Annotated in this window: 17 protein-coding genes; 10 read left to right on the forward strand and 7 right to left on the reverse strand. The window is 62.0% G+C overall.

The window, feature by feature from the left end; all coding sequences use genetic code 11:
• The first annotated feature begins 2 nt into the window (after window positions 1-2).
• A complete protein-coding gene (locus tag B0G71_RS12420) occupies window positions 3-1,088 on the forward strand; it encodes an HlyD family secretion protein (protein WP_116142114.1) in 1,086 nt (361 codons plus the stop codon).
• Window positions 1,085-2,623: an efflux transporter outer membrane subunit gene (locus B0G71_RS12425; RefSeq protein ID WP_116142116.1), complete on the forward strand. Its 1,539-nt coding sequence runs from the start codon at window positions 1,085-1,087 to the stop codon at window positions 2,621-2,623. The genes B0G71_RS12420 and B0G71_RS12425 overlap by 4 nt, the downstream gene beginning before the upstream one ends.
• A 137-nt stretch (window positions 2,624-2,760) precedes the next feature.
• On the opposite strand, the gene B0G71_RS12430 is transcribed toward B0G71_RS12425, so the two are convergent.
• On the reverse strand, window positions 2,761-4,086 hold the full coding sequence (locus tag B0G71_RS12430) for an epoxide hydrolase family protein (RefSeq protein ID WP_116142118.1): 1,326 nt from the start codon (window positions 4,084-4,086) through the stop codon (window positions 2,761-2,763).
• 415 nt (window positions 4,087-4,501) lie between these two features.
• Here B0G71_RS12430 and B0G71_RS12435 point away from each other — a divergent pair, with 415 nt between their 5' ends.
• A complete protein-coding gene (locus tag B0G71_RS12435) occupies window positions 4,502-5,416 on the forward strand; it encodes an enoyl-CoA hydratase/isomerase family protein (protein WP_181916764.1) in 915 nt (304 codons plus the stop codon).
• Between the two features lie 114 nt (window positions 5,417-5,530).
• Here the strand turns inward: B0G71_RS12435 and B0G71_RS12440 are convergent, their stop codons facing one another.
• The 3 genes from B0G71_RS12440 to B0G71_RS41340 all read right to left on the reverse strand — a co-directional run bounded on the left by B0G71_RS12440 (window position 5,531) and on the right by B0G71_RS41340 (window position 7,727).
• On the reverse strand, window positions 5,531-6,553 hold the full coding sequence (locus B0G71_RS12440) for a LysR family transcriptional regulator (protein ID WP_116116721.1): 1,023 nt from the start codon (window positions 6,551-6,553) through the stop codon (window positions 5,531-5,533).
• Window positions 6,554-6,887: 334 nt separating this feature from the next.
• Complete coding sequence (locus B0G71_RS12445) at window positions 6,888-7,310, reverse strand: DUF3331 domain-containing protein (protein ID WP_116142120.1); 423 nt, start codon at window positions 7,308-7,310, stop codon at window positions 6,888-6,890.
• Window positions 7,311-7,448: 138 nt separating this feature from the next.
• Window positions 7,449-7,727 carry a hypothetical protein gene (locus B0G71_RS41340; RefSeq protein ID WP_181916765.1) on the reverse strand — a complete coding sequence of 93 codons (279 nt, stop codon included), beginning with the start codon at window positions 7,725-7,727 and terminating at the stop codon, window positions 7,449-7,451.
• Between the two features lie 70 nt (window positions 7,728-7,797).
• Here B0G71_RS41340 and B0G71_RS12450 point away from each other — a divergent pair, with 70 nt between their 5' ends.
• The 4 genes from B0G71_RS12450 to B0G71_RS12460 all read left to right on the forward strand — a co-directional run bounded on the left by B0G71_RS12450 (window position 7,798) and on the right by B0G71_RS12460 (window position 9,865).
• Window positions 7,798-8,256 (forward strand): hypothetical protein, encoded by a 459-nt coding sequence (locus tag B0G71_RS12450; RefSeq protein ID WP_181916766.1) that lies wholly within the window; start codon window positions 7,798-7,800, stop codon window positions 8,254-8,256.
• 55 nt (window positions 8,257-8,311) lie between these two features.
• The gene (locus tag B0G71_RS41965; protein ID WP_258875571.1) at window positions 8,312-8,440 is read left to right on the forward strand and encodes a hypothetical protein; all 129 of its coding nucleotides are present in this window, start codon (window positions 8,312-8,314) and stop codon (window positions 8,438-8,440) included.
• Between the two features lie 226 nt (window positions 8,441-8,666).
• Window positions 8,667-9,314: a response regulator transcription factor gene (locus B0G71_RS12455; protein WP_116116718.1), complete on the forward strand. Its 648-nt coding sequence runs from the start codon at window positions 8,667-8,669 to the stop codon at window positions 9,312-9,314.
• Window positions 9,315-9,523: 209 nt separating this feature from the next.
• Window positions 9,524-9,865, forward strand: a complete 342-nt coding sequence (locus tag B0G71_RS12460) for a response regulator (RefSeq protein WP_158608162.1) — start codon at window positions 9,524-9,526, stop codon at window positions 9,863-9,865.
• Between the two features lie 60 nt (window positions 9,866-9,925).
• Here the strand turns inward: B0G71_RS12460 and B0G71_RS12465 are convergent, their stop codons facing one another.
• From B0G71_RS12465 to B0G71_RS12475, 3 genes are all read right to left on the reverse strand, one after another.
• Window positions 9,926-15,436: an ATP-binding sensor histidine kinase gene (locus B0G71_RS12465; protein ID WP_116142124.1), complete on the reverse strand. Its 5,511-nt coding sequence runs from the start codon at window positions 15,434-15,436 to the stop codon at window positions 9,926-9,928.
• A 344-nt stretch (window positions 15,437-15,780) separates the two neighbouring features.
• The gene (locus B0G71_RS12470; RefSeq protein WP_116142126.1) at window positions 15,781-18,279 is read right to left on the reverse strand and encodes a glucose/quinate/shikimate family membrane-bound PQQ-dependent dehydrogenase; all 2,499 of its coding nucleotides are present in this window, start codon (window positions 18,277-18,279) and stop codon (window positions 15,781-15,783) included.
• 301 nt (window positions 18,280-18,580) lie between these two features.
• Entirely contained in the window at window positions 18,581-19,912 is a 1,332-nt protein-coding gene (locus B0G71_RS12475) for a chloride channel protein (protein ID WP_116142129.1), read from the reverse strand.
• 479 nt (window positions 19,913-20,391) lie between these two features.
• Here B0G71_RS12475 and B0G71_RS12480 point away from each other — a divergent pair, with 479 nt between their 5' ends.
• From B0G71_RS12480 to B0G71_RS12490, 3 genes are all read left to right on the forward strand, one after another.
• Window positions 20,392-21,612: an MFS transporter gene (locus B0G71_RS12480; protein WP_116142131.1), complete on the forward strand. Its 1,221-nt coding sequence runs from the start codon at window positions 20,392-20,394 to the stop codon at window positions 21,610-21,612.
• 359 nt (window positions 21,613-21,971) lie between these two features.
• The gene (locus B0G71_RS12485) at window positions 21,972-22,838 is read left to right on the forward strand and encodes a TetR/AcrR family transcriptional regulator (RefSeq protein ID WP_116142133.1); all 867 of its coding nucleotides are present in this window, start codon (window positions 21,972-21,974) and stop codon (window positions 22,836-22,838) included.
• A gap of 420 nt (window positions 22,839-23,258) precedes the next feature.
• Window positions 23,259-25,757 carry an acyl-CoA dehydrogenase gene (locus tag B0G71_RS12490; RefSeq protein WP_116142135.1) on the forward strand — a complete coding sequence of 833 codons (2,499 nt, stop codon included), beginning with the start codon at window positions 23,259-23,261 and terminating at the stop codon, window positions 25,755-25,757.
• Window positions 25,758-25,822 lie beyond the last annotated feature (65 nt).

The raw sequence follows: 25,822 nt of genomic DNA on the forward strand, positions 1-25,822 counted from the left end.
CCATGTCATCCGCTACCCGATTTTCTCCCGGAACGATTCGTCTTGCCGCGTATGCGGTCATACTCGGCGCTGCCGTGCTGGCCTGTATAGCGCTATTTTCCAGTTCATCTACCGAGACCACGAACGATGCGTATGTGACGGCCGATTTCACGCTGGTCGCGCCGCGTGTCGCGGGTCAGGTTTCGGAGGTGCTCGTCGAAGACAACCAGCAGGTCAAGGCCGGGCAATTGCTGGTTCGCATCGACGATCGCGACTTTCGCGCCGCATTGATGAGTGCCGAGGCGGACGTGGTGGCCGCCAAAGCATCGGTGGCGAACTATGAAGCCGAAATCGCACGGCAGCCCGCGCTCGTCGATCAGGCGCGTGCCACGCTGCGCGCGGATGACGCGACGCTCGAATTCGCGCGCGCCAACGCCGCGCGTTATCGCAATCTTTCGGAGACCGGTGCGGGAACGACACAGGAGCAGCAGCATGCCGCGAGCGCGCTGGCCGAGGAACTCGCGCAGCAGGCGCGCAACCGCGCCGCACTCGTGGCGACCGGGCAGAACCTCGACGTTCTGAAGACACAGCGCGACAAGGCGACGGGTGCATTGGCGCATGCCGAAGCCATGCTTGAACAGGCGAAACTCAACCTGTCGTACACGGAGATTCATGCGCCCATCGACGGCAAGGTCGGACGGCGCTCGGCACGTGTCGGCGCATTCGTGACGACCGGTGCGCCGCTGCTTGCGATCGTCCCGCTGTCGAACGCCTATATCGTCGCCAACTACCAGGAGAACCAGCTCGCCCGGATGCGCCCCGGCGACAGCGTGCGTATCAAGGTCGACAGCATGCCTGATGTGACGATCCGCGGACACGTCGATAGTCTTGCGCCTGCTACAGGTGTGAGCTTCGCGCCTATCGCACCCGACAACGCAACGGGCAACTTCACCAAGATCGTGCAGCGCGTGCCAGTCAGGATCACCATCGATCACGGACAGCAGGCCGCGTCCGCGTTGAGCGTCGGGTTGTCGGTGGAAACGGAGGTCGCCGTCGGCAGGCATGCCGATGCACGGATCGCGCGGATCGCGGGAGCCGACGCGAAATGAACGCGAGCGACTTCTCCCTGCGCACGCCGGCGCTCGCGTTGCTGCTGTGCTCCCTGCTCACGGGCTGCCTGGTCGGTCCGAACTTCGAAGCTCCGCAGACGGCCACGCCCGATGTGTTCAACCGCACCCAGACCGCGCAGGCCGCGAGCAAGGCCGTCGAATCCGGATTCACGCCGCAATGGTGGACGCTGTTCAACGATCCGGTACTGGACTCGCTGGAACAGCAGCTGACCGACGCAAACCTGGATGTCGCGGCGGCCTCGGCGCGTCTGCGGCAAAGCCGGGCGCAACAGCGCATCGCGGGTGCCGACGAATATCCGACGCTGACCGGTGCCGCCTCCTACAACCGCGAGCGCGGCAGTCCGAACGGCATCCTGTCGCTGCTTGGCGTCACGCCGACGGCAAGTCAGACGCAGTCGGCCTCGGGCAGCGCGCCGCTCGGTGTCGCGCCGCTGCCGGGCGCCAAGGGCTCGCCCGCTTACGATCTATACCAGTTCGGCTTCGACGCGTCATGGGAACTCGACTTCTGGGGCCGCGTGCGACGCGGTGTCGAGGCCGCCTCGGCGCTCTCCGATGCCTCGTACGAGGACCGTAACGCGATCCTGCTGTCCGCCCGCGCCGAACTCGCGCGCGACTACATCCAGTTGCGCGACACGCAGGCGCTGCTGCAGATCGCCAAACAGAACCTCGACATCGCCCACGACGCCACGAAGCTCACGCAGAACCGCGTGCATGAAGGCGTCACGACGGACCTGGACGTGGCCAACGCGATGGCCCAGGCGGAGTCGATCGAAAGCCTGATCCCGACACTCGAATCGCGCAGCACGACCACCATCAACGCGATAGGCGTGCTGCTGGCGAAGGAACCGGGCGCGTTGCAAGCGGTGCTCGCCGAGCCGCGCGATGTGCCGGCACTGCCCGATCAGGTGCCGATCGGCGTTCCGTCGGAACTGGTGCAGCGCCGGCCCGACATCCGCAAAGCCGAGGCCCAGCTGCATGCGGCCACCGCGACGATCGGCATGGCGAAGGCCGACTTCTATCCGCGCATCTCGCTGAACGGCAGCGCCGGATTCCAGAGCCTGCAACTGTCGAATCTCGCCGACTGGGCGTCGGGCCAGTTTGTCGTGGGACCCTCGATCACGCTGCCGATCTTCGAAGGCGGACGTCTCAAGGGCACGCTTCATCTGCGCGAGGCACAGCAGCAGGAGGCGGCGATTGTCTACCAGCATACCGTGCTTCAGGCATGGCGTGAGGTGGACGACGCGCTGGTCGTCTATGACGCCGAACAGCGGCGGCGCGACCGGTTGAAAACGGTTGTGGGTCTGAACCAGCGCGCGCTGTCGATTGCGCAGCAACGGTACAAGGCGGGTGCAGTCGATTTCCTCGACGTGCTGAATGTGCAGAGACAACTGCTTGAAGCGCAGAGCAATCTGGAGCAAAGCAGGGCTGAAGCCGACGCGAACCTCATCACGCTGTGCAAGGTGCTGGGTGGTGGATGGGAATCGACGTATGCCGGGCAGGACAGTGCTCGTTGAAACCGTGCCCTGCCGCGTACAACAAGATGTCTCTATGAAGCCCATGTTCCCGTCGCCGGCCTCCGCAAACAGGAGGCCGGCGAACATGCATCTTTACGACCCCGCCAACCGTTGCAGCATCACCTATATTCCTGTTTTCAACGCAACGACCGGAAACTCACGCGAACCTCTTCCGAGAAAACTTGCGGCTGCTCCCAGGCCGCAAAATGTCCGCCTTTGGGAAGGCGATTATAGTGAATCAGCTTCGGATACGCGCTCACTGTCCAGCTCTGCGGGGCAGCGTAGATTTCATCCGGAAAGACGCTGACGGCAACCGGGATGGCAACGTGTTTGGGCGCGAAGAAGTTGAGCTTGTTTTCCCAATACAACCGGCCTGACGAGATTGCCGTGTTCGTGAGCCAATAGAGCGTCACGTTGTCGAGCACGTCGTCTCGCGTGAGCCCTTCGGGCTGGCCGTCGAACACGCGCGCGATCAAAGCCTGGCTGGCCGAATCGTGGTCGAGCATCCACGCGGCGAGACCGACCGGCGAATCCTCGATGCCGTACAGCGTCTGCGGGCGGTTCGCCATCTCCAATGCGTACCCCAAGCCGTGTTTGTAGAAATAGTCGAGCTGATCGAACGCGTGCTTTTCATCGGGCGAGAGACCTGCTGGCGCCGGCTCTCCGAGCTTGAGTGCCTGTGCGACGTTGTCCGGCACCGTTGCCGGCATATTGGTGTGAATGCCGAGCAGTTCCGGCGGTGCCAGCAGAGCCATCTGCTCCGTGACAGCATTGCCCCAATCGCCGCCTTGCGCCACATATCGCGTGTAGCCGAGCCGTTTCATCAGTACGACCCAGGCGCGTGCAATCCGAACGGGATCCCAGCCGGTCGCCGTCGGTTTGCCCGAGAACCCGTAACCGGGGAGCGACGGAATCACCACATCGAATGCGTCCGACGCCGCTCCGCCATGGGCGGCCGGATTGGTCAGCGGACCGATGATCTTCAACTGCTCGATGATCGAACCGGGCCACCCGTGCGTGACGAAAATCGGCAACGCATTGGCATCCTTCGAACGAACGTGGATGAAATGAATGTCGACCCCATCGATCTCGGTGACGAACTGCGGCAGCGCGTTCAGCCTCGCTTCGACTTTGCGCCAGTCATAGTCGGTCGCCCAATACCGTGCGAGCTTCTGCATGGTCGCAAGCTGCACGCCTTGTGACGCATCAGTTACCGTCTCGCGGTCGGGCCACCTGGTTGCCTTGATGCGCCGCTTCAATTCGATGAGTTGCGATTCCGGCGCGTGCACACGAAGTGGACGAATGGCGGCCTTGTCACCCCCACTCGACTTCGTGACTTCCGTGATTGGTTGACTCGTCTGCGCGAACGCGAGTCGACTTAACGAGCCCGCAACAGCGGCCGCCGCGGCCACGCCGATAAACCGGCGGCGCGACGGGGTCTGGGGAAGAATAGTGTCTGCCATACAAGCTCCTGTTGGCAAAGAGTCCAATGAGGCGAAGCGATGAGTACGGCAGCAACGCAATATTTTGGGCAGGCACCTTCACGATTGTCCAATTGAGCCGCCTGTAGAGGCAGCCGGTTGGCAAGCCTCGCATCGTTATCGCTTCGACCAACCGCAAACCGTAGTTCGCGGAAGTTGTTCCGATTGTGTGGAAGCACGCCCGCCGGGTAAACGATCAGGTTAGAACAACAGTTGTGTCGGCCGCGAACAAATCCAGCATTCCTTCGCATCGCTCAATATCTCGCCCTGATTCTTGATTGATTGTGCAGTCATGCTCATTGGTATCTGCCGAACGGCTGCCTACACTAATTCGTGTGGACGGATGCCCCGTGCACTCTCTCTTCCGCGACTTTCCTCAGCCCTAAAAGGAAGCAACATGAAACAGACCCAATCGACAATAACGCAGAGCGACCAGCCAAGCACCGCTGCGAATCGAAATGCGCAACCGGAAGCCGGCGCGAAGCCGGAGTTCAGAATCAAGCGCGTGACACCGGCATACTGGCGCGTCACCATCGACCACCCTCCTTTCAATATCTTTGGTCCGGAATCCATACCGCAGTTGAATAGCGTGATCACGCAGATAGAGAACGATCCCGAACTGAAGGTCGTGGTGTTCGATAGCGCAGTACCGGGTTTCTTCCTGACTCACTACGACTTCGTACCGCCTCTCGAAGTCACGACGCGCATGCCGCCCGGTCCCACAGGCATGCCCCCGCTACCCGATATGCTCACGCGTCTGAGCCGCTCTTCCGTGGTGTCGATCGTGTCTATCCGGGGCAGGGCTACGGGCGTTGGCAGTGAATTGTCCCTTGCGTCCGACATGCGCTTCGCGAGCCGTGAGAAAGCCGTGCTCTCGCAATTCGAAGTGGGCGCCGGATTCGTTCCCGGCGGCGGACCGATGTCCCGCCTTCCCCGTCTGATGGGGCGAGGCCGCGCACTGGAAATACTGCTGAGCGGTAACGACATCAACGGCGAACTTGCGGAACGCTACGGCTATGTCAACCGCTCCCTTCCGGATGCCGAACTGGATGAGTTCGTCGATACGCTGGCTCGCCGCATCGCATCCTTCGACAAGCAAACCATCGGGGAAATCAAGCACTTCGTGAACATTGCCACTCTCCCTCCCGATAGCGAGGTTGGGCCACAGTGGGACGCGTTCATTGCCTCCGTACAACGTCCTGCTGCACAGCGGGATATCAGCAAGCTGATGGAACTCGGACTGCAGAAGAATCCTGACGTGGAGATTCATCTCGACCGGTACACCGGCCAGGTCAATCAACCGGACAGATAATTTCACGCGCCTCGTAGCTGGTGGTGCCATCAGCCGCCTGGTTCTATTTCGGCGGCTGCGTGCTTACGTCGATCCAGTCAGCGCAGAAGAACCTTCATTCCAACGCTGCCCGGCTCACCGGCCTACCGATTCGAACGGTGATGGCCGCGCATGCCGAGCCTCAGCCGGCCGCCGGCTGTAATCTTCCCGGTAGTCATTCAACGGCAAAACAGTCGCTGCATCCTTGACGTCGTATCGAGCCGATGACCTGAAGAACTGGGTGCAATAATCGACGAATGTCCTGAGCCGCGCCGGAAGCAGTTCCCTGTGCGAGTAGAACAGACAGATTTCAACCTTGCTGTCGAATGTCGTGCACAGCGGCAAGATATGCGTAAGCCGCTCGGCTTCGATATCCTCACGCACCATCGTTTCAGGCAATGCGGCAATGCCTGTCCCCATGAGGGCCGCTGCCCTGAGCAAGATTTCGTTCCCGTCCATCGACGACATGGGAGACACGCTCACCCGTGTGTCGTTCTCGAGCAGTTCCACTACGTCCACGCCCTTCTTCCGTGAATCCATGTCCAGCAGGAGAAAATGGCGGCTCAACTCGGCGGCCACTTTGGGAGTTCCATATTGCTCGAGATAGGCAGGCGCTGCGACGAAGATGCGCAGCGACTTCGACAACGTACGGCGAATCACGGCAGACTGCTCGACAAGATGCGGCGGAAGGATCGCCATATCGAACCGGCCGTCGTACAGGTTGGCGGCCCCCTCCTGAACGGAGACGATCAGATTCACATTGGGGGCAATGGCGTGATAGCCCCGCACCAGGCGCGAAAACGTTTCGCTCATCAGCATCGGATGCACGATCAGCCGCAGCTTTCCGCTATCGACTTCACGCGAGCGTGTAATGCGACGATTCGCTTCGTCGAGTTCTTCGAGCAAGCGGCAGCAACTCTGATAGTAGGGTTGCGCCGCTTCAGTCAAGGAAACGGACCTTGTCGTCCTGAGCAAGACCCTCGTCTGAATGCACCCCTCGAGCTTGGCGATCGCTTTCGAGACCGACCCCGTGGTCACGTTCAACGACTCCGCAGCCTTGCTGAAGCTTTGATACCGCGCGGCCGCGACGAATGCACGCAACATGTAAAGCTGGTCCATCTCGCACCTCACTAGTCAATGTAGAGATGTAGAGCAGAGAATCCAGATGCCGCGAATCGTCACCGGGGAGACAATTCAAACAGCCGGAGAACGGATGAAGCGTAAGCGCGAACGCTGCGGGGCACCATCGTTCGATATGGTGTCACGCATCGTGCACTCGCGTGCCCGCCTAATACGTTCGGATGCGCGCACCTATCCGGCCTGAATGCTCGTCCGGCAACTTATGCACGGTCTCAGGACGCGGCGATCGCAACGCTTCATGTGATGACGAGATGTCGTGATGCTTCGGGAGGGCGAAAATACAGGGGCGAAATCGACTGGCAAATGAAAGAATCTAGATCGGGCTTATCTGCAACGGCTCGAGCGCATTGAGGGCCGATTCGAGGATCATCGCGCGGGCATTGACCGGCGAGGGTTTCGAGCGCTGCGGATGGAATATGCGGTTCCCGCGCCTGATCCGTTGCCCGCTCAACACGCATGTCCCTGACACCTTGGCGTTCGCGACCCGCCAGACCTGTGCGCCGTAAAAGCAACTCGTGGAATCGCGCCACGCAATGGTCACGGTGAGCGAGGTAGTCCGCTCGATCAGACTTACCTTCAGATGAGGTAAGTGACTCGTATCTGGCGTCGCCTCGAAACCACAGGATGTCGCGCGTTCCGGCACGAGTTGCGTACCAGCGTCCACATTGGCGCGTCGAAATCCGGACGACAACAGTCGTATCGTTTGACTCCACGGGTCGATTCGACTAACCAGCATGGCCGCGCTCCTTATGAATCGAAACGTAATGTTTCACTTTCGTTGAATAGGACGCCACCGCCGGCAGCAACACGGTAAGCGCCCGCACAGACGGTCGGTGACTCAAACGCCCAAGGACGGTTACCGCTTGTCCATCTCTCAATCCATCCGTCTGCGTGTTTGCTCTGAAGCCATGATACGGCTATTGAAGCCTGGACAGAACGCGCGTTCAGGAAAAGGGCTTTTTTCTTTTTCCTCGGCAATGTTTCCGGCTTTGGCCCGATTCTTTCCCCGCCTTCGTTGTTGCGCAGGGATGGCGCGCGGTCTGCCCGTGTCGATATCCGCGAGACCGGATTTCGCTCCCATCGGATATACGGCCGTATGAGTTCCCCACGCTTTTTCAGAGGCAACTCCACCCTTTCGCACAATGGTTTTCACCTGCAAGGCCGTGTACCTTAATTTCATGGCAAGACGGCTGTCTCGCGCGCCGTCACCTGGAGGGCGAGTCGTGAATGCAAGAGAAACAGCAGATTCAGGGATCGGCTTGCGCCGCGGTGCACTCCAGTCGACAGCACTCCAAATACATAGCGACAGCGCCACAGTGAATGCGCTCTCCGAGCGGGTATTCAAAATACTCGTGCTTGTTGTATGTGGATGGTCCCTCATTGAAGCGCCGCTGGAGTTAAACGGTGCCGACGCTCACACCGGGCTGCTTGCCCTGCTCCTGTCGAAGCTCCTCGTGGTCGGCACTGGTCTCGCTGCCGTTGCCAAAGCACGCTTCGCTCGCGGAACGTTTGTGTTTCTCTGCGGTGCGAGCGTGTTGGCCATCGCACCCGCACTACCGATGGAATTCCACCATTCCTTCGCGATAGCAATCTTTTCTTCGATCGAATGCTTCAGCAAGGCCGCGTGCATATTGGCATTCGCCGTCGCATCGTCGCGAGACAGACTTTCACGCGAGCGATAGCGTCCTCGACAGGAATGCGGTTGCGGCGTCGACGCACTTGATTGAGGAGGTGAATATGTCCCGCGTATTGCACAACTGGATTTTTGTCGGCACTCACGCCTACGACGAGTACACCTTCGTGCCGTGGCTCAACAAAAACGTGTACCGGCGGACAGTGGATCTGAGCCGCGTCTGCCTGCAGTGATTCAACCCGGCAATCCGGGGTGTTTCTTTCACGAGCATCACTCGATTCGTCAGAAGAAACAGCGTCGTTGCGGATAACCGCTCGCGCTTCCCGGCAACGAAATAACAGCGACGGAATGAAACCAGCGAAGACCATGCGCAACGGGTAGCGATAAGCGCGAGCATTGCTTACTATACGAAAAGTATCGGCGTCAGCTTAGCGTGACGAACTTTTCGAAGATCGAGCGATGAAACATGACAACGTTGGGGCGGGAAGAGAATCATTGCCGGACTCGCTTGTTTATGTGGTCGACGACGACGAGTCCATTCGCGGCGCCCTAACCTCCCTGCTCATGTCGGTTGGCATTCACGTGAGAGCATTCGAATCGGCCGACGATTTTCTCGCCGCGGACATGCCGGACGTGCCGAGTTGTCTCATTCTCGATGTGCGTCTGCGCGGCACGAGCGGCCTGACGTTGCAGCAGGATCCCTTCAAGGAAAGTATTCGCTTTCCTGTCATATTTCTGACCGGGCATGGCGACATCGAGATGTCCGTCAAGGCAATGAAAGCAGGCGCTTTCGATTTCATGACCAAGCCATTCAGGGATCAGGATCTGATCGACACGATTGCCGCAGCGCTCAAAAGGGATGGCGAATTGAAACGCCAGGAGAGGATCGTGGCGGGCATCCGTCAAACCTATGACTCGCTGACAGCGCGCGAGCGGGAAGTCATCAGGTTGGTCGCCGACGGACTGTTGAACAAGCAGATTGCCGACCTCCTGTGCCTGAGCGAAGTGACGGTCAAGATCCATCGCGCGCAAGCGATGCATAAGCTGCAGGCGCGCTCAGTGCCAGATGTCGTCAGGAAGTTGCAACAGGTTCTGCCGTTGCACTGAGGCGTCGGCAAGATGCAGATTCACCGCGCGCTTTCCGCGCCAGGTCGAGCCGCATCTAATACGAACTGTCACTAAAATCATTCCAAGGTCTTATTGTCGCCGGTTCCGTGGGCCTGTAATTTGCCTAGAGAATTCAGCCTTTCTGAATCCTTTCGACGCCCTGCGGACTCGAGATGAGAACAAAGCGCTCTCCTGCAGTTATTGGGGTAGTGGACGACGACGAATTCGTCCGGATGGCGACGTCCAGTCTGCTCCGTTCGGCAAACTGGAAGGTGATGGTTTATGAGTCCGCCAGCCATCTTCTAGGTGATACGCGCCGCGCGGCACTGAAACTTGTTGTCGCGGATATTCACATGCCTGGCATGGACGGCTTTGCGCTGCTTGAATCGATCAAGCTATGGAAGCGGCCTGTTCCTGTTATTTTCATTACCGCCTACGCGACGCAAGCGCTTCTCGAACGAGCTGAAGCTAGCGGAGCCTCCGGCTTCTTCTCGAAGCCAGTGGATGATGCGCGGCTACTCGCGCTGATCGGCGAGATATTGCAGAAGTGAGTCGGCTAACAATCCGTCGGTTCTTCAGCGTGCGCGTCGCGGTGGCGGTCGCGTCGCGCGCTAGGCATTGCCTGGGTGCGCTACGTTGCCTTGCGCGGGCAATGTGAACTGAAACGTGGCGCCTCCCGCTGCGTTCGATGTTACCCATAGCCGTCCACCGTGACTTTCCACGATCGAGCGGCAGATCGGCAGTCCCATCCCCAGCCCGTTGGGTTTGGTCGTAAAGAATGCTTCGAAAACGCCGTCCAGATGCTCGGCGTCGAGACCCGGTCCGGAGTCCTCCACGCTAATGCAGAGTTCGTCGACGCCGGACCTGCCGGATCGGATCAGAAGTACTCGCTCGCCGACATCCGTGGCGCTCATCGCTTCAAGGGCGTTGATCATCAGATTCAGCATGACTTGCTGCAACTGTACCCGGTCGCCCTGAATCTGCGGCAACCCGTCGGCCAGTTGCGCGGTCAGCTCGACACCATGCTTGCGAGCTTCGCTGCGCATGAACGCGATCAACTCGAGAATGGTTTCGTTGATGTCGAGGCCGTCTTTTCGCTGCGGCTCCTTTTTAAAGAAAGCGCGCGTGCGGTCGACGATGTTATTGGCGCGGCCGCCATCCGCGACGATCCGGTTGAGCGCCTCACGCACTTCGTCCAGATTCGGCGGGCGCGCCGCCAGCCAGCGCAAGGCCGCGCTGGCGTAGGCGATGGTTGCGGTAACGGGTTGCTTCACCTCGTGGGCAATCGACGCCGATAACTGGCCCATCGTCGCCACGCGATTGGAATGCGCCAGCTCCATCTGGAGTCCGACATATCGTCGTTCGCTGTCGCGCACGTCCTGTTGCGCCTGCTTCTGGTCAGTCAGGTCGAGTATGAAAGCGACGCCCTGCCCCTCGCGGTCGCCGAACGCTGCCGCGCCGACCAGCACGGGCACGCGGCTGCCATCCTTGCGGATGTATTCTTTCTCGAACGGCTTGGCGCTTCCCGTGGTCGTCAATTCCGCCCTCACCCGTTCATCGAGCTCACGCCACTCAGGCGGAGTCAGATCGGGCCAGCGGATACGCGCTGAGACAAGATCGTCCCGGCTGTAATGCACGATGCGCAGAAAAGCGTCGTTGGCTTCGACAACATTGCCTTCGAAATCCCAGATGTGGATCCCGATGATGTTGGAATCCACCAGCCGCCGAACCTTTGCCTCGCGCTCCTGAAGATCGGCATAAAGACGCGTGTTCTCGAGCGAAATGGCCGCCTGTGACGCCAGCAAATCGAGCAGCGAGGAGCGGCGTGCCGTAAAAACGTGCGACGTGGCCGTGTTCTCCAGATACAGCAGGCCGCTGAGTGTGCCCTGTCTGACCAGCGGCAGGCAGAACAGGGAGCGCGTCGCGCCACTTGCCAGGTAGCTGTCCTGCGAGAACATATTGGGTGTCAAGGCATCGTCGATGATGACGCTCTTTTGCGTGTGCATCACGTAACGCAAAATGGCGGCGGGAACGGCGCAATGGGCAAGCGGCGGCCGGTTCAACGCGATCCCGCGCCCATCGATACGCGCCTCCGCCTCGATCAGGTAGCCGTCCGGCTGCTGCGGCACGACTAGCAGGCCCCGGTCGGCGCCTGAGGTCTGCAGCGCGATCGTCATCAGGCGCTCGATCAGGCCATCCAGTTCGATCTCGCTGGAAAGGGCTTGCGACGCCTTGAGCAGCGTCGCGGCGTCGAACTGCCGCCAATCGAAGCTGAGCGTCGACGTCGCCGTGCTCCCGTCCTGATTGGCAAGGCGGGGAAACTCCGCGTCGAGTTGCGCGACTTTGCCCTCCGCGCCCCAAAAGGCAAAGCAATGACGCGCGTTGCGCAAATACGCATCGGCATTCGTCCTGAGACCGCTGCCTAGATAAAAGCGACCGGCGAGTTCGTTGGCGATGCCTTCGTGCTGTGGAAAGCCATTCTCGTGAGCGGAGTGGACAGCCTGTTCATAAAGGCGCATGGCGTCGAGATCGCGGCCCTCCACGCGCGCGAGCTCCGCGCAAACGAGCGCGTAGCGGTTCTGATAGTTCTCCGGGCAGTGCTCAGCCCATCTTTCGAGCTTCCTCAGCTTTGCTGCAAGAATGTGCTTGTAGACTTGCTGCTGCTCCGGGGATGCCTGCGGAAAGAGCGCCGTCAGGATGAGCGCATGGAAGAAGTGAAAGGTCGGTTCGATCGCCAATGCCATGACGGAACTGAGGACCGCCTCCGCCCGGCCGGCCGCCTCCAATGCCTCGGCGTACCGGCCATCGAGAAAAGCGAGCATGACCTTGATGATGCGATACACGCCGATCGCGCAGCCGAAATTCGATTTGATGATAGCCTCGAAGCAGGCTGCTTCGTCGAACGTCTCGTCGTTCAGGTTCAACGGTTCGGTCGTCTTGCCGCGAAGACTGGTGACGAATTGCCGCTCGACCCGGATCAACTCATACACCGCGTCGTTGTGACTCTCGCGCGCGAGCGCCGCGTACTTTTCCGCGAGCGTCTGCACATCTTCGAGAGCAACTCCTTTCTCGATCGTCTGCCAAACCGCGTTGAAGGCGACATTGCCCGCGAAAACCAGGTCGCCCGCTTCCAGGCACGCCGCGGTGGCCCGTTCGAGAACCGGCAGATTAGCTGCAATGTGGCAGCGCCAGAAATTGACATGGGCGCCGTACAGATGCAGCAGCTTGCCTTTCAGGCGCCGATTGCCGAACTTCTCGTTGAGCTTGAGCGACATCTCTGAAAATTGCACCGCGGTGGGGATATCGCCGATCAGGGACACCAGCATCAACGCGTAATTGCCGTAAGCAAAACTGGAGTTCTCGGTATTGCCGTGCTGCAAGGAAAGGTTGACCGCCTTGAGGGTAATGAGCGGATAGAACGCGGGCCGCGCGGCGAAAGCGCAGTTCATCGCCTGAAGGAGAAGGTTGACGATCGCACGGATCGAAGGATCCGTCGCCACCGGCACTTCAACCAGTTCGCCGATGGCGCGCCCGGCCTGATTCACGTGAACGTCCCGCAATGCATGGTCGAGGGCCGCCTGGATGTCCTGATCGGTCTCAGGAAAGAGAATGCCGAAATCGCGCAGCGCAACCAGCGCGACCGTGAAGCTCTCGTCATATCTCCCGGCGAGCTGATACAACTCGATCCGCAGGCTGAAGACCTTCGCACGATCGAGATTCGAGCGCGCTCTCGCGAGCATCATGTCGGCCAGCGCGTCGGCTTTCGCAAAATCGCCGACCAGATATTCGCACTCCGAAAACGCGAGATAGAGATCGAACGTGCTGTCGTAGCGCTGCGTCCATGCATCGGGCGACAGCAGCGCCACGCCCTGCGCCAGATAGCTGCGCGCGGCCGCGTAGGCGGTCGAATTCATCGCGCGCCGCCCCGCGATGAGATTCAACGCAACGGCCTGTTCGCGCTCCGGCTCCGTCACGATTAGCGCAGCGCCGCGATTGAGATGGTTGACGATGTCGAAGATGGCATCTTCCAGCGCTTCTGCCGGGGTCCGCGACACCAGCGCCCGGCCGATCCGCAGATGGGCGGCGGCACGCTCGTCGGCGGGGATTAGCGCATAAGCGGCCTCCTGCACGCGGTCGTGTGCGAATGCATAGGCGTTGCCCACGCGAAAAACGAGCCCCATTCGCACGGCTTCCCACAGGTTCGCGTGCATCGTCTCTTCGGAACCGCCCTGAACCCACGTCAGTGCGATCACTTCGGCAATGTTGCCGAGGCACGCCAGTTGCCCCAATGCGTCGCGCGTGGGCGCAGGCAAGCGGCTCAGCTTCGTCGCCATCAGATCGGCGACGTTCTCGGTAAAGCCCTTCGCGCGGATGCGCGGCAGATCCCAGCGCCACGCCGCGGCGCGCTGATCGAAGGTGAGCAGGTCTTCATCGGCGAGTGCGGTCAGAAACTGGATGGCGAAGAATGGATTGCCGCCCGTCTTCTCGTGCACCAGTTGCGCAAGCGGGCCGGCGGTCGCGCTGTCGCAATGAAGCGAATCAGCGACGAGTTGCGTGACGTTCTCCGCTGCGAGCGGCGCGAGTTCTATCTGCCGCACCTTCCCTTCGGCGTGGCTGATCGACTCGAGCGTGCGCGCAAACGGGTGCGATGCGTCCACCTCGTTGTCGCGGTACGCGCCGACCAGCAGAACGTGCTTCACGTCCGGATGCGTGACCAGATGCGCGAGCAGATCGAGCGTCGCCGTATCGACCCATTGCAGGTCGTCGATAAACAGCGCGAGCGGATGCTCAGGCCGCGCAAAGACGCCGAGAAAACGCCGAAATACGATCTGGAAGCGGTTTTGCGCATCCTGCGGCGGCAGCACGGGCGCCGGCGGCTGCTCGCCGATAATCAGCGCAAGCTCGGGAATCAGATTCACCATCAACTGAGCGTTGGGCCCGAGCGCCTCCATCAGCGCGTGCCGCCACGGCTCGACCTCCGCGTCGCTCTGGCTCAGCAGGTTGCGTACGAGCGTCTGGAAGGCTTGAGCAAATGGCACATAAGGGATGTCGCGTTTGTACTGGTCGAACTTGCCGGACGCGAACAGGCCGCGCGGCGGCACCAGCACCCCGTGCAACTCATTGACGACCGACGACTTGCCGATGCCCGGATAGCCCGAGATCAGCACCAGTTCGACCGCGCCGCTGCCCACGACGCGATCGAAAGCGGTCACGAGCGCTTCGATCTGCGCCTCGCGTCCGTACAGTTTTTCGGGCACCAGCAAGCGGTCGGACGCGTCGTGCGCACCGAGCGGGAACGCTTCGATGCGATGGTGCGCCTCCCATGCCACGAGGCACGACCGCAGGTCGGCTTCGACACCCGCCGCGGTCTGGTAACGGTCCTCGGCGGCTTTGGCGAGGAGCTTCAGCACGATCCCTTCGATCGGCTTCGGCAGAGCGTCGACGCGCTCGCCTGGCGGTGTCGGCCTGCGCGCGATGTGGCAATGAATCCACTCCATCGCGTCCGATGCGGTGAACGGCAGCGCGCCGGTGAGCATCTCGTACAAGGTGACGCCGAGCGAGTAGAGATCGCTGCGCGTGTCGATCGAGCGGTTCATGCGGCCGGTCTGTTCCGGCGCCATGTACGCGAAGGTCCCGGCCACAATCTCCGGCGGCGCGGGCGGCTGATGTTCGTGCGGCAGTTGCGAGGCGATGCCGAAGCCGGTGAGCCGTACGTTGCCGTTCCCGTCGACGAGCACATTCGCCGGCTTGATGTCTTTGTGAACGAGCCCGCATCGGTGAACGTGGCCGATGACCCGCGCCAGATTGACGGCGATGCGCAACCAGCGCGTGAGCTCCAGCGGACGGCCCAGCAAGCGATACAGAGGCTCGCCGCCGTCGTCGTCGAGAACCAGCATGGGCGGCTCTCTGCGGCGGTATAGCGCGAGCGGCCGAGCCGCCCAGCTGGCATCGAGCAGCGGGGCTAATCCGTATTCGTGCTCGAGCCGGGTGATGCTCTGCGCGGCCGGGCGCGTAACGACCAGCGCAAGCACCGAGATGGCATGGCGGGGTCTCCTGGCGCGATAGAGAGAGAAGTCGCCGTCGTCGTGCAGCGGCTCCAACTCGTATCCGGTGAGATCCACGGCGGACTCCACTGTCGAGCGGAACGAGTGCTTCGGCACTGGCTCCGGTCCCACGCAGAACGCGGTCGACCGGAGCTTAGCGCATAGCGTTCACTTCGATCCCACGCAAAGAGGTTGCTGTAAGGCTGCGAATTCCATTTAGAAATTATTGTCCGCGCTTCGCGGCTTCCCGGCTATTGCGTGCGCGGTCGTCCCAGTTATTGAACAGCAGCCGGCGCGAAGCAAAAAAGGATCGCAAGAAAAACGGCATGCGCGGCGCGCTTCCCGCGCGCGCGGCATGCCGTTGTATGAGGCAGGTGCCTTCGGGCGCGCCGCACTGCATCAACCGCGGCGGCACATACCCCTTACTGCTGTGGCAACGCGTAGGCAATCACATAGTCGCCGAGCTTCGTGCCGAACGAGCCATGCCCGCCCGCCGCGATCACGACGTACTGACGGCCGTCGATCGAATAACTCATCGGCGTGGCCTGGCCGCCCGCGGGCAGGCGGGCCTCCCAGACCTGCTTGCCGTTGTTGACGTCGAACCCGCGGATGTAGTTGTCCGCGGTCGCGCCGATAAACGCGACGCCGCCCGCGGTGACTATCGGACCGCCCAGCATCGGCATGCCCATCCTGAACGGCAGCGGAATCGGTGAACTGTCGCGCGTCGTGCCGATACGCTTCTTCCACACGATCTCATTGGTCTTCAGATCGATCGCGGAGATGTAGCCCCACGCCGGCTGCTTGCACGGCAAGTCGAGCGGCGAGAGGAACGGGTTGATCACCACGCCGTACGGCACACCATACTGCGGCTGAATGCCCGACTCCGTGCCGCTGCCCTTGGCGCCCGGCACCGGCTCCATTGGGTTGCCGGGGCCGCGCGGAATCAGACGCGAGACGAACGGCAGCGCGATCGGGTTCGCAATGGCGATCTGGCGATCGGTGTCGACGGCAATGCCGCCCCACTCGAACATGCCGAGGTTGCCCGGAAACACGAGCGTGCCCTGCAGCGACGGCGGCGTGAACGTGCCCTCATACCGCAGCTTGTGGAACATCACACGGCAGATGAGTTGGTCGTACATCGTCGCGCCCCACATGTCGGCGTCGGTCAGCTTCTTCGACGGGCGATAGGTGAGCTGCGAGAACGGCTGCGTCGGCGATACGTGGTCGCCGGGGGCGGCGCCTTGCGGCACGGGCGTTTCGGGCGCCGGCACGACGGGCACACCGGTGCGGCGGTCGAGCACGAACAGGTTGCCGGTTTTAGCAGGCGCGTAGACCACCGGTACGGTCTGGCCATCCTTGCCGGTGATGTCGGCGAGCGTGGGCTGCGACGGCTGATCCATGTCCCACAGATCGTGGTGCGCGGTCTGGTAGAACCAGGCGAGCTTGCCGGTCGAGGCGTTCAGTGCGAGCAGGCCGCTGGCGTAACGCTCCTGCTCCGGCGTGCGGGTGCCGCCCCAGATGTCCGGCGTCGTGACGCCCATCGGCAGATAGACGATGTCGAGTTTCGCGTCGTAGGCAGCGGGTGCCCACGAGTTGGGCGAGTTCCACGTGTAATGCTCGCCCGCGCCCGGAATATGATTCGGGTCCTTCGCGCCCGGATCGAATGCCCAGAGCAGTTCGCCCGTGCGCACGTCGAAGCCGCGAATGACACCCGACGGCTCGCGGTTCGAGAAGTTGTCCTCGACCGAGCCTGCCACGATGATCACCTTGCTGGTGATGATCGACGGCGAGGTGGGCTCGTACATGCCCGCTGTCGTGACCGGCTGGGCGTGTTGGAGGTCGAGGTCGCCGTGGTTCGCGAAGCCGTCGCAACGTTGGCCTGTGAGCGCGTCGAGCGCGTAGAGGTGGCCGTCGTTGACCGGCAGGTAGATGCGGCGTGTGCAGGCTGCGGTGGTGTCGCTCGCCGGCATGGCGGCGGTTTTGGCGGCATCGCTTGCAGGCGTGGCAGTGGCTGCGGTGGCATCGCTCGCCGGCGCCGCTGCTGCCGCGGTGGCATTGCTCGCCGGAGCAGCAGCGGGCGCGGCCGCCGCTCCACTGGCCGACAAATCGACATACGACACGCCGCGGCAAGTCACATGCTGGAACGACGGATCGGACTTCAGCCTCGGATCGAACTTCCATTTGAGCGTGCCCGTCTTCGCGTCGAGCGCGAACAGAATCTGATGGGGCGAACATAGGTAAAGCAGATCGCCGATCTTGATCGGCGTGACTTCGTCGGTGATCTCGACAGGATCGTTGGGCCCCTTCATGTCGCCCGTGCGGAAGGTCCAGGCCACCTGGAGATCCTTCACATTCTCAGGGGTAATCTGCTGCAAAGGCGAGTAGCGCGTCCCTTCCTGGGTGCGCCCATAGGCGGGCCAGTCGGCGGCGTCGATTGCGCTGCCGGCGCCCGCGCCGCTCGCGGGCGCGGAAGCACTCAAGGTGCCGTTGACCTGTTGCGGATCGTTGAAGTTCGCGTACACCAGCACGCCCGCCCATGCCACGAGCGCGACGACGAGTGACACCACACCCAGCTTGCGCTCGCCGACGAGCCGCCAACTCACGAACAGCAGCAACCACACGCCGAAGATGACGAGCACGCCGGAGCGCGGCGCGAGTGCCCAGAAGTCGGGACCCGACTCCATCAATGCCCAGATCGCCGTGCCGATCAGCACCAGCGCATACAGCACGAGCGCGGCGGGACTGCGCCGCCACAGCAGCCACGCCACGCCCAGCAGCACAATGCCCGTGATGAGATAGTAAGCGGAGCCGCCGACCGCAAGAAGCCACGCGCCACCTATCAACAAATAAAGCGCGGTGAGCACGGTAAAGAGCAAGGTGATGACGCCGATGACGCCCCGGGAATTCGACTGACTGGTCATGATGATCGCAACCCTCTTGAGTGGATACCGCCTGCCGTCGGTACCGACGCCGAATTCACGCGCCGGAGCACGGGAAAAAGCATATCAGAAGGTGCGCATTAATCTGCTGTAACTGTGCGTTCGCGATTAGCCGACGCGCGGGCTTGTCGCTCGGGACGAAGCACGCCGAGTCGCGAGCTTCGAGAACGTACCGCTCCTGCCGTCGTTCTCGTTGGCGTATATCAATGCGGGGCGCACGCCGGCTTTCCTTTCGCTCTCCTTTCGTTTTTCGCCGTCCGCGTCACGATCAGCCGACCATGCCTTATCGCGCGCTGCTTGCATCACTCCAGCCAAACCCGAAGCTCGACTGCAACGCGGGCGCCCACTTCGCGCACGTACGAAAACCCAACAGCGCGCCGCCCACGGCAAACAACACGGGAATCAGAAAGTCCTGGCTCACGCGGGTGAATTCGAACATGAGCACCACGGCCGTGATCGGCATCTGCATCGAGGCAGCGAGAAACGCCGTTGCGCCGACCACCGCGAATGCGCCCAGCGACGCCCCCGGCCACACGAGGCTCCACAAGCCGCCAAGCACGATCGCCAGCAACGCGCCATTAGCGAGCCCCGGCGTGAGCAGCCCGCCTTCGGCGCCCGCGCGCAAACTGCTCGCTGAAATCACCACTTTCAACACCAGCAGCATCGCGGCGAGACGGATGGTCAGGCCTCCGTCGAATGCCAGCCCCGCAGGTCCCTTGCCGTTGCCGAGCAACTGCGGGAAATGCATCGCGAGGACCCCGATCATCGCGAAGTTCAGCAGCGACAACACCGGCAAGCGCCAGTTCTTCGGCGCCGCCGCGCGCGAGCGCTTCATCAGTTCCGCGAAGCTCCACGCCGCCACGCCGAAAATCGGACCGCACACCACGGACCAGACCACAAGCGTGGGGCTCAACGTCATCGACGGGACGAGGTATTGATGCTCGTTGCCCAATCCCAGTTGCGCAACCAGCGCGGCCACCGACGAGGTCACGACGGCCGGCACCAAGGCGGGCCAGCCGAACGTGCCCAGCAGCACTTCGAGCACGAACACCGCGCCGCCGAGCGGCACGTTGTAGACAGCGGCCAAACCGGCGCCCGCGCCGCATGCCACCATGATCCGGCTCTGCGCGACGGACAGACCCGCCCGGCGCGACAGCCAGCCGGCCAATGCCGAGCCGATTTCGCGCGGCGCGACTTCGCGGCCGAGCGGCGAGCCGAGCGCCACGGTGACGATCTGCAGCACCGCGTGAATCGTCGTGCTCATGACGGGCATTTGCGGATCGTCGGACTTGACGGCCTGGCGAATGCTCACGAGCGGCCGGCCGAACCGATACAGGGCCCACCAGCCGATTCCCGCAACCAGGCCGCAGATGGTCAGCACGAGCAGGCGGCGCTCGGGCGCGGCAGCGCTGACGCCCTGCAGAAAACTCTCGGCGCTGATCACGTGCGTCACACTGTAGCCGTAGGCAAGATGCTGGATGCCGTGCAGCAGCAGCGCGAGCAGCATGCCGCCGAGGCCGGCACCGAGGCCCGTAAGCAGCGTGACAGCGGCGACCACGGCAAATGGACTCCGCTCGCGGCGTACAGGCTCGGAAGTGATTGGTTTGACTGACATGGTGCGTCGACAAAAGCGGAATGAGTAGGATGGCGACGATCTTATTCCGCGGCGCAACATGAATCAAATTGATTTTTCGGCTTGACTGATGCGTGTACCGCATATATCGAACAGACAGCCTTTCCGGGCACTGGCAAAGCTTGCATTTCAACCTGCGTGGCCTCGTTCGATCCGATAGGCACAGATCCGTCCGCGTAAAAGTGACCGGATTAGCGCGAAATCAAACTCTAAATGGATTACAAATAACAAACGAAATTGCACGCCCGCTAATACGATAATTACATTTACCCGACACGACGCACACGCCGCTATTCTGCGTGAACTCCGCCCCAGGGATTAATACGGATAAACGCGCCTTCATCCATGCAAGCGTTTAACAGTCGGCGTACACTCGCTCGGAGCCTACGCCCGGGGGCGTGCGGGGCTGCGGAGCCACCGGTCGTTGAATATGGGTGAATGGAGAACCAGGAGAACAATCAATGAGTTGGACACGGGAACAGAGAAACGTCACGATCGCTGCCTATCTGGGTTGGACACTCGACGCATTCGATTTCTTTCTAATGGTGTTCGTATTGAAAGATATTGCGGCGGAGTTCAATACCAAAATCCCCGAAGTCGCCTTCGGCATTATGTTGACCCTGGTGATGCGTCCGCTCGGCGCATTGATTTTCGGCTGGCTCGCCGACAAGTACGGCCGCCGTCCCACGCTGATGGTCAACATCGCGTGCTTCTCATTGCTGGAATTGCTGTCCGGCTTCTCGCCGAATCTTGCCACTCTGCTCGTGCTGCGCGCGCTGTTCGGCATCGCGATGGGCGGCGAATGGGGCGTCGGCGGCGCACTGACCATGGAAACCGTGCCGCCGAAATCGCGCGGCATTGTCTCGGGTCTGCTGCAAGCCGGCTATCCGAGCGGCTATCTGCTCGCTTCGGTCGTGTTCGGCGTGTTCTATCAATACATCGGCTGGCGCGGCATGTTCTTCGTCGGCGTGTTGCCGGCCTTGCTCGTGCTGTACGTGCGCGCGCACGTGCCGGAGTCGCCCGCCTTCAAGACACTCGAAAAGAAAGCGCGTCCGGGTCTCGTCGCCACGCTCAGGCAGAACGTCAAGCTGTCGCTATACGCGATCATTCTGATGACCGCGTTCAACTTCTTCTCGCACGGCTCGCAGGATCTGTACCCGACCTTCCTGCGCGTGCAGCATCAGTTCGACGCGCACACCGTCTCGTGGATCACGATCACGCTGAACATCGGCGCGATTTGCGGCGGACTGTTCTTCGGCGCCTTGTCGGAGAAGATCGGCCGCAAGCGCGCGATCTTCATTGCGGCGTTGATCGCGTTGCCGGTGCTGCCGCTGTGGGCTTTCTCGACCACGCCGGTGCTGCTTGCGGTGGGCGCCTTCCTGATGCAGATCTCCGTGCAGGGCGCGTGGGGTGTGATTCCAGTACACCTGAACGAAATCTCGCCCGATGAAATTCGCGCGACCTTCCCCGGCCTCGTGTACCAGCTCGGCAATCTGATCGCGTCGGTGAACGGTCCGTTGCAGGCGAGCGCCGCCGAAGCGCACGGCAACAACTACGCGCTCATCATGGCCGTCGTGATCGGCATCGTGGCCGTGGTGATCGCCGTGCTGATTCCGTTCAGCCGCGAGCGCCGCGGCATCGATATGACGCAGTCGGCGAAACAGGTCGCGGCGCAGCTTTAAGCGTTCGAACCAAACAGCTATTTTGCCGGCGCGTTATCGGGCACAATAGACGCCAAAGGCGGCTTGAACCGCCGCGACGCAGAGCACGCGTCAGCCAGCAAACGCAGGGCCAAACAAGTTAGCAAGCAATACGAGGCCGTTCCGATTTCCATCGGAACGGCCTTTTTTATTTCCGCGCGGTTTGACGTGCCGCGCGCATGGAAAGACGGACCTTCGTCAGGTCTTCTAGAGGAGTTAGTCGACTGTGACCCCTTGATCGCACGCATCATTTCTTCTTATCCTGAAAAAAACGGCCGTTTCAAATCAATATTTGAATCGCTTGTTTGCGGGCCGGACGCCCGGCAACTGGGAGACGCAACATGGCAGTTCGCACAACAGGCCGGCATGCCGGCGATACGAAGTCCCGCATCCTCGACGCCGCCGAAACGCTCTTTATCGACTGCGGTTATGAGGCCATGTCGTTGCGCCAGATTACTTCGCGTGCCGAAGTGAATCTCGCGGCAGTGAACTATCACTTCGGCAGCAAGGAATCGCTGATTCACTCGATGCTGTCGCGCCGCCTCGACCATCTCAACCAGGAGCGGCTCAAGCTGCTCGACCGCTTCGATACCCTGCTCGGCGAGCGCCTGACCTGTGAGCACGTGCTCGGCGCGATGTTCATTCCGGCGCTGCGCCTGTCGCGCGATCCGCGGGTAGGCGGCAAGGCGTTTCTGCGTTTGCTCGGCCGCGCTTATACCGATCCGTCGTCGTTCATTCGTGATTTTCTCAACGGACACTACGCCTCAGTGGCGGTGCGTTTTTTCGATGCCTTTCAGCGCGCGCTGCCGCATCTGCCGCGCGAGGAACTGGGCTGGCGTCTGCACTTCGCGATCGGCGCGCTGTCGGGCGTGCTGGCCGGCACCGACACGGACAGCCTGCTTTCCGAGTTCTCGCAAGGCAAGTCGATGAACGACCTGCAACTCATTGCCCGCCTCGCTTCGCTGATGGTGGCCGCGCTCAAGGCACCGTTGCCTGACGGCACGCAACTGGCCGCATTCGCCGCCGTCCTTGGCGACGCCAGCGAAGGCGGCTCGGAGTGCGCCGGCATCGGCGGTGCTGAAGCTGCGAGCGCGGCACGCACAGAGGGTGGATCGGAGCCGACATCGCCGGCCGTATCGGACGGCGAGCATCGCGGCGGCAACATGGAAGCAGGTTCGCGCCAGCACGCATTGCACGGCGCGGCTTGACGATCTGACGCTGCGGGCAACGCGCCGTCATCAGCCGTTGCCCGCATGCGGCGCCTGCGCGAGCAGGCGAGCGAATCAGTACCGCGTCATGCGGACATGCCACAAGATGGTTAGCATGCCGCAGTATCGAACCCGTAGCCAGCCGGCAATCCCTACGCCGCCGGTCAGCGCGAAACAGGCAACAAGTACTCAGTCAACACTCAGCAGAAAGGCAGCCGAACACGATGAACGCCGCATACCTGAGCAGCACGTCTAAGTTCCGCACCTAAGCAACGCCGCGCTGTCGAACTGCACACACGCCGCGCAAATGCAGTACGCGCAACGAGGCAACGCGAGCGTGAAGCAGAAAATCAATAGAACGCGAACCATCCGCGCTGCGTGGATGCGTCCGCACGCACCATCGAAAGAGGAGGAAACGTCATGCCGTGGTTCATCCTGGTGTTAGTGATTGCCGCCTTCGCGCTCGTCTATGTTCAGGCGCGCGCGGCATGGTGGCTTGCCTTCATGATCGTCTGGGTGGCGGCCGCGCATGTCAGCGGCGTGGCGGGTCCGGTGGCCACCACGCTGCTCGCCATCGTCTTCGTCCTCCCCGCCCTCGTGCTTGCGCTCAAACCGCTGCGGCGCACATGGTTCGCCAAGCCCGTGCTCGACATTTTCCGCAACATCCTGCCGGAGATGTCGCCGACCGAGCGCGATGCGATCGAAGCCGGCACGGTCTGGTGGGACGCCGAACTGTTCTCGGGACGTCCGCACTGGGACAAGCTGCTCGGCTACGGCCCGGCCACGCTGACGGCGGAAGAACAGTCGTTCCTCGACGTCGAATGCGAAAAGCTGTGCGACCTCGCGAACGACTGGGAAACCACCATGGTCTGGCAGGACCTCTCGCCGCAAACCTGGCAGTACATCAAGGAGCACGGCTTTCTCGGCATGATCATTCCGAAGCAGTACGGCGGCAAACAGTTCTCCGCCTACGCGCATTCGCAGGTCATCATGAAGCTCGCCACGCGCTGCTCGGCCGCCGCCGTTTCGGTGATGGTGCCGAACTCGCTCGGCCCCGCCGAACTGCTGATGCACTACGGCACCGAAGAGCAGAAAAACCACTACCTGCCGCGCCTCGCACGCGGCGAGGAAATACCGTGCTTCGCATTGACCAGCCCGTATGCAGGTTCCGATGCAGCGGCGATTCCTGACGTCGGCATCGTGTGCAAGGGTCGGTTCGAAGGCCGCGAGACGCTGGGCTTTCGCGTCACCTGGGACAAGCGCTACATCACGCTCGGCCCGATAGCTACCGTGCTCGGCCTCGCGTTTCGCGCGCTGGATCCCGAGCATCTGCTCGGCAATGACGACGAACCCGGCATCACCTGCGCACTGATTCCGACCGACCATCCGGGCGTGAACATCGGCCGCCGTCACTGGCCGTTGAACGCGGTATTTCAGAATGGCCCGAACTCGGGCAAGGACGTGTTCATTCCGCTCGACTGGGTGATCGGCGGCCGCGCCCAGGTCGGCAACGGCTGGCGCATGCTGATGGAATGTCTCGCGGCGGGCCGGGCGATTTCGCTGCCGTCGTCGAACGTGGGCATGGCAAAGATCGCCGTACGCGGCACCGGCGCCTACGCCGCGGTTCGCCGCCAGTTCCGCACCGCCGTCGGCAAGTTCGAAGGCGTGCAGGAAGCGCTCGGCCGCATGGGCGGCAACCTGTACGTGATGGACGCCGCGCGCCGCCTGTCGGCGCACGCGGTGGACCTCGGCGAAAAGCCTTCGGTGATCTCGGCGATCGCCAAATATCACATCACCGAGCGCGCCCGCATGGTCATCAACGACGGCATGGATATCGCCGCCGGCAAGGGCATCTGCATGGGGCCGTCGAACTTTCTCGCGCGCGCCTATCAGCAGGTGCCGATCGCGATCACCGTGGAAGGCGCGAACATTCTCACGCGTTGCCTGATCATCTTCGGGCAAGGGGCGATTCGGTGTCATCCGTATGTGCTGAAGGAAATGGCCGCCACACGCGAAACGGATCGCGCCAAGGCGCTGCGCGATTTCGACGAGGCGTTCTTCGGCCACGTCAGCTTCACCCTATCCAACGTGGTGCGCAGTTTCGTCTATGGCGTGACGGGCGGCGCATTCATCGCCAAACCGCGCACGGCGCATGCGCCATTGCATGCGTACTATCGCGCGGCCACGCGGCTCTCCACCGCGTTCGCGCTGCTCGCCGATGTCTCCATGTTCGTGCTCGGCGGCGATCTGAAACGCCGCGAGCGCATCTCCGCGCGTCTGGGCGACGTGCTATCGCAGCTCTACCTGATCTCCGCCACGCTCAAGCGTTTCGAGGACGAAGGCCGTCAGGAAGAAGACCTGCCGCTGGTGCGCTGGGGTGTCGAGGATTCGCTATACAAGGCGCAACACGCGCTCGACGGCGTGCTCGCCAACTATCCGAACCGGCTCGCCGCCGGCCTCGTGCGCGTGCTCGCGTTTCCGTTCGGACTGCCGCACCGCGAGCCGTCCGACCAGCTCGGCAGCGAGATCGCCGCATTGATGCAAACGCCAGGCGCCGCGCGCGAACGTCTGGTATCCGATTCGTACGTGCCGCACCCGGATGTCGACGCGCTCGGCTACGGCGAGCTGGTGTTCGAGCTGAACCCGCGCTTCACGCAGATCGAGCAGAAGCTGCGCGACGCCGTCAAGCAAGGACTGCTCGAACCGATGCCGCAAAGCCTGCCGCAACTCGCCGCCTGGACCGACACCGCACAGAAAAAAGGCCTGCTCGACGCCGACGACCGGCGCGTGCTCGACGACTACGCGCGTTACGGCGCGCAAGTCGTGAAGGTGGACGATTTCCCCGCCGACTTCGAGATGCTCGCCAACCTGCAAAAGCGCAAGGAGGCGCTGGAAAAGGCGCTGGAGCTCGCGACCTGAGTTTGGCGCCGGCTTAAAAAAACATCCGGGGAAGGCGCGCCGCGAGCGTCGAACTCGGTGCACAC

It is taken from the genome of Paraburkholderia sp. BL27I4N3 (assembly GCF_003386115.1).
Taxonomy (GTDB): domain Bacteria; phylum Pseudomonadota; class Gammaproteobacteria; order Burkholderiales; family Burkholderiaceae; genus Paraburkholderia.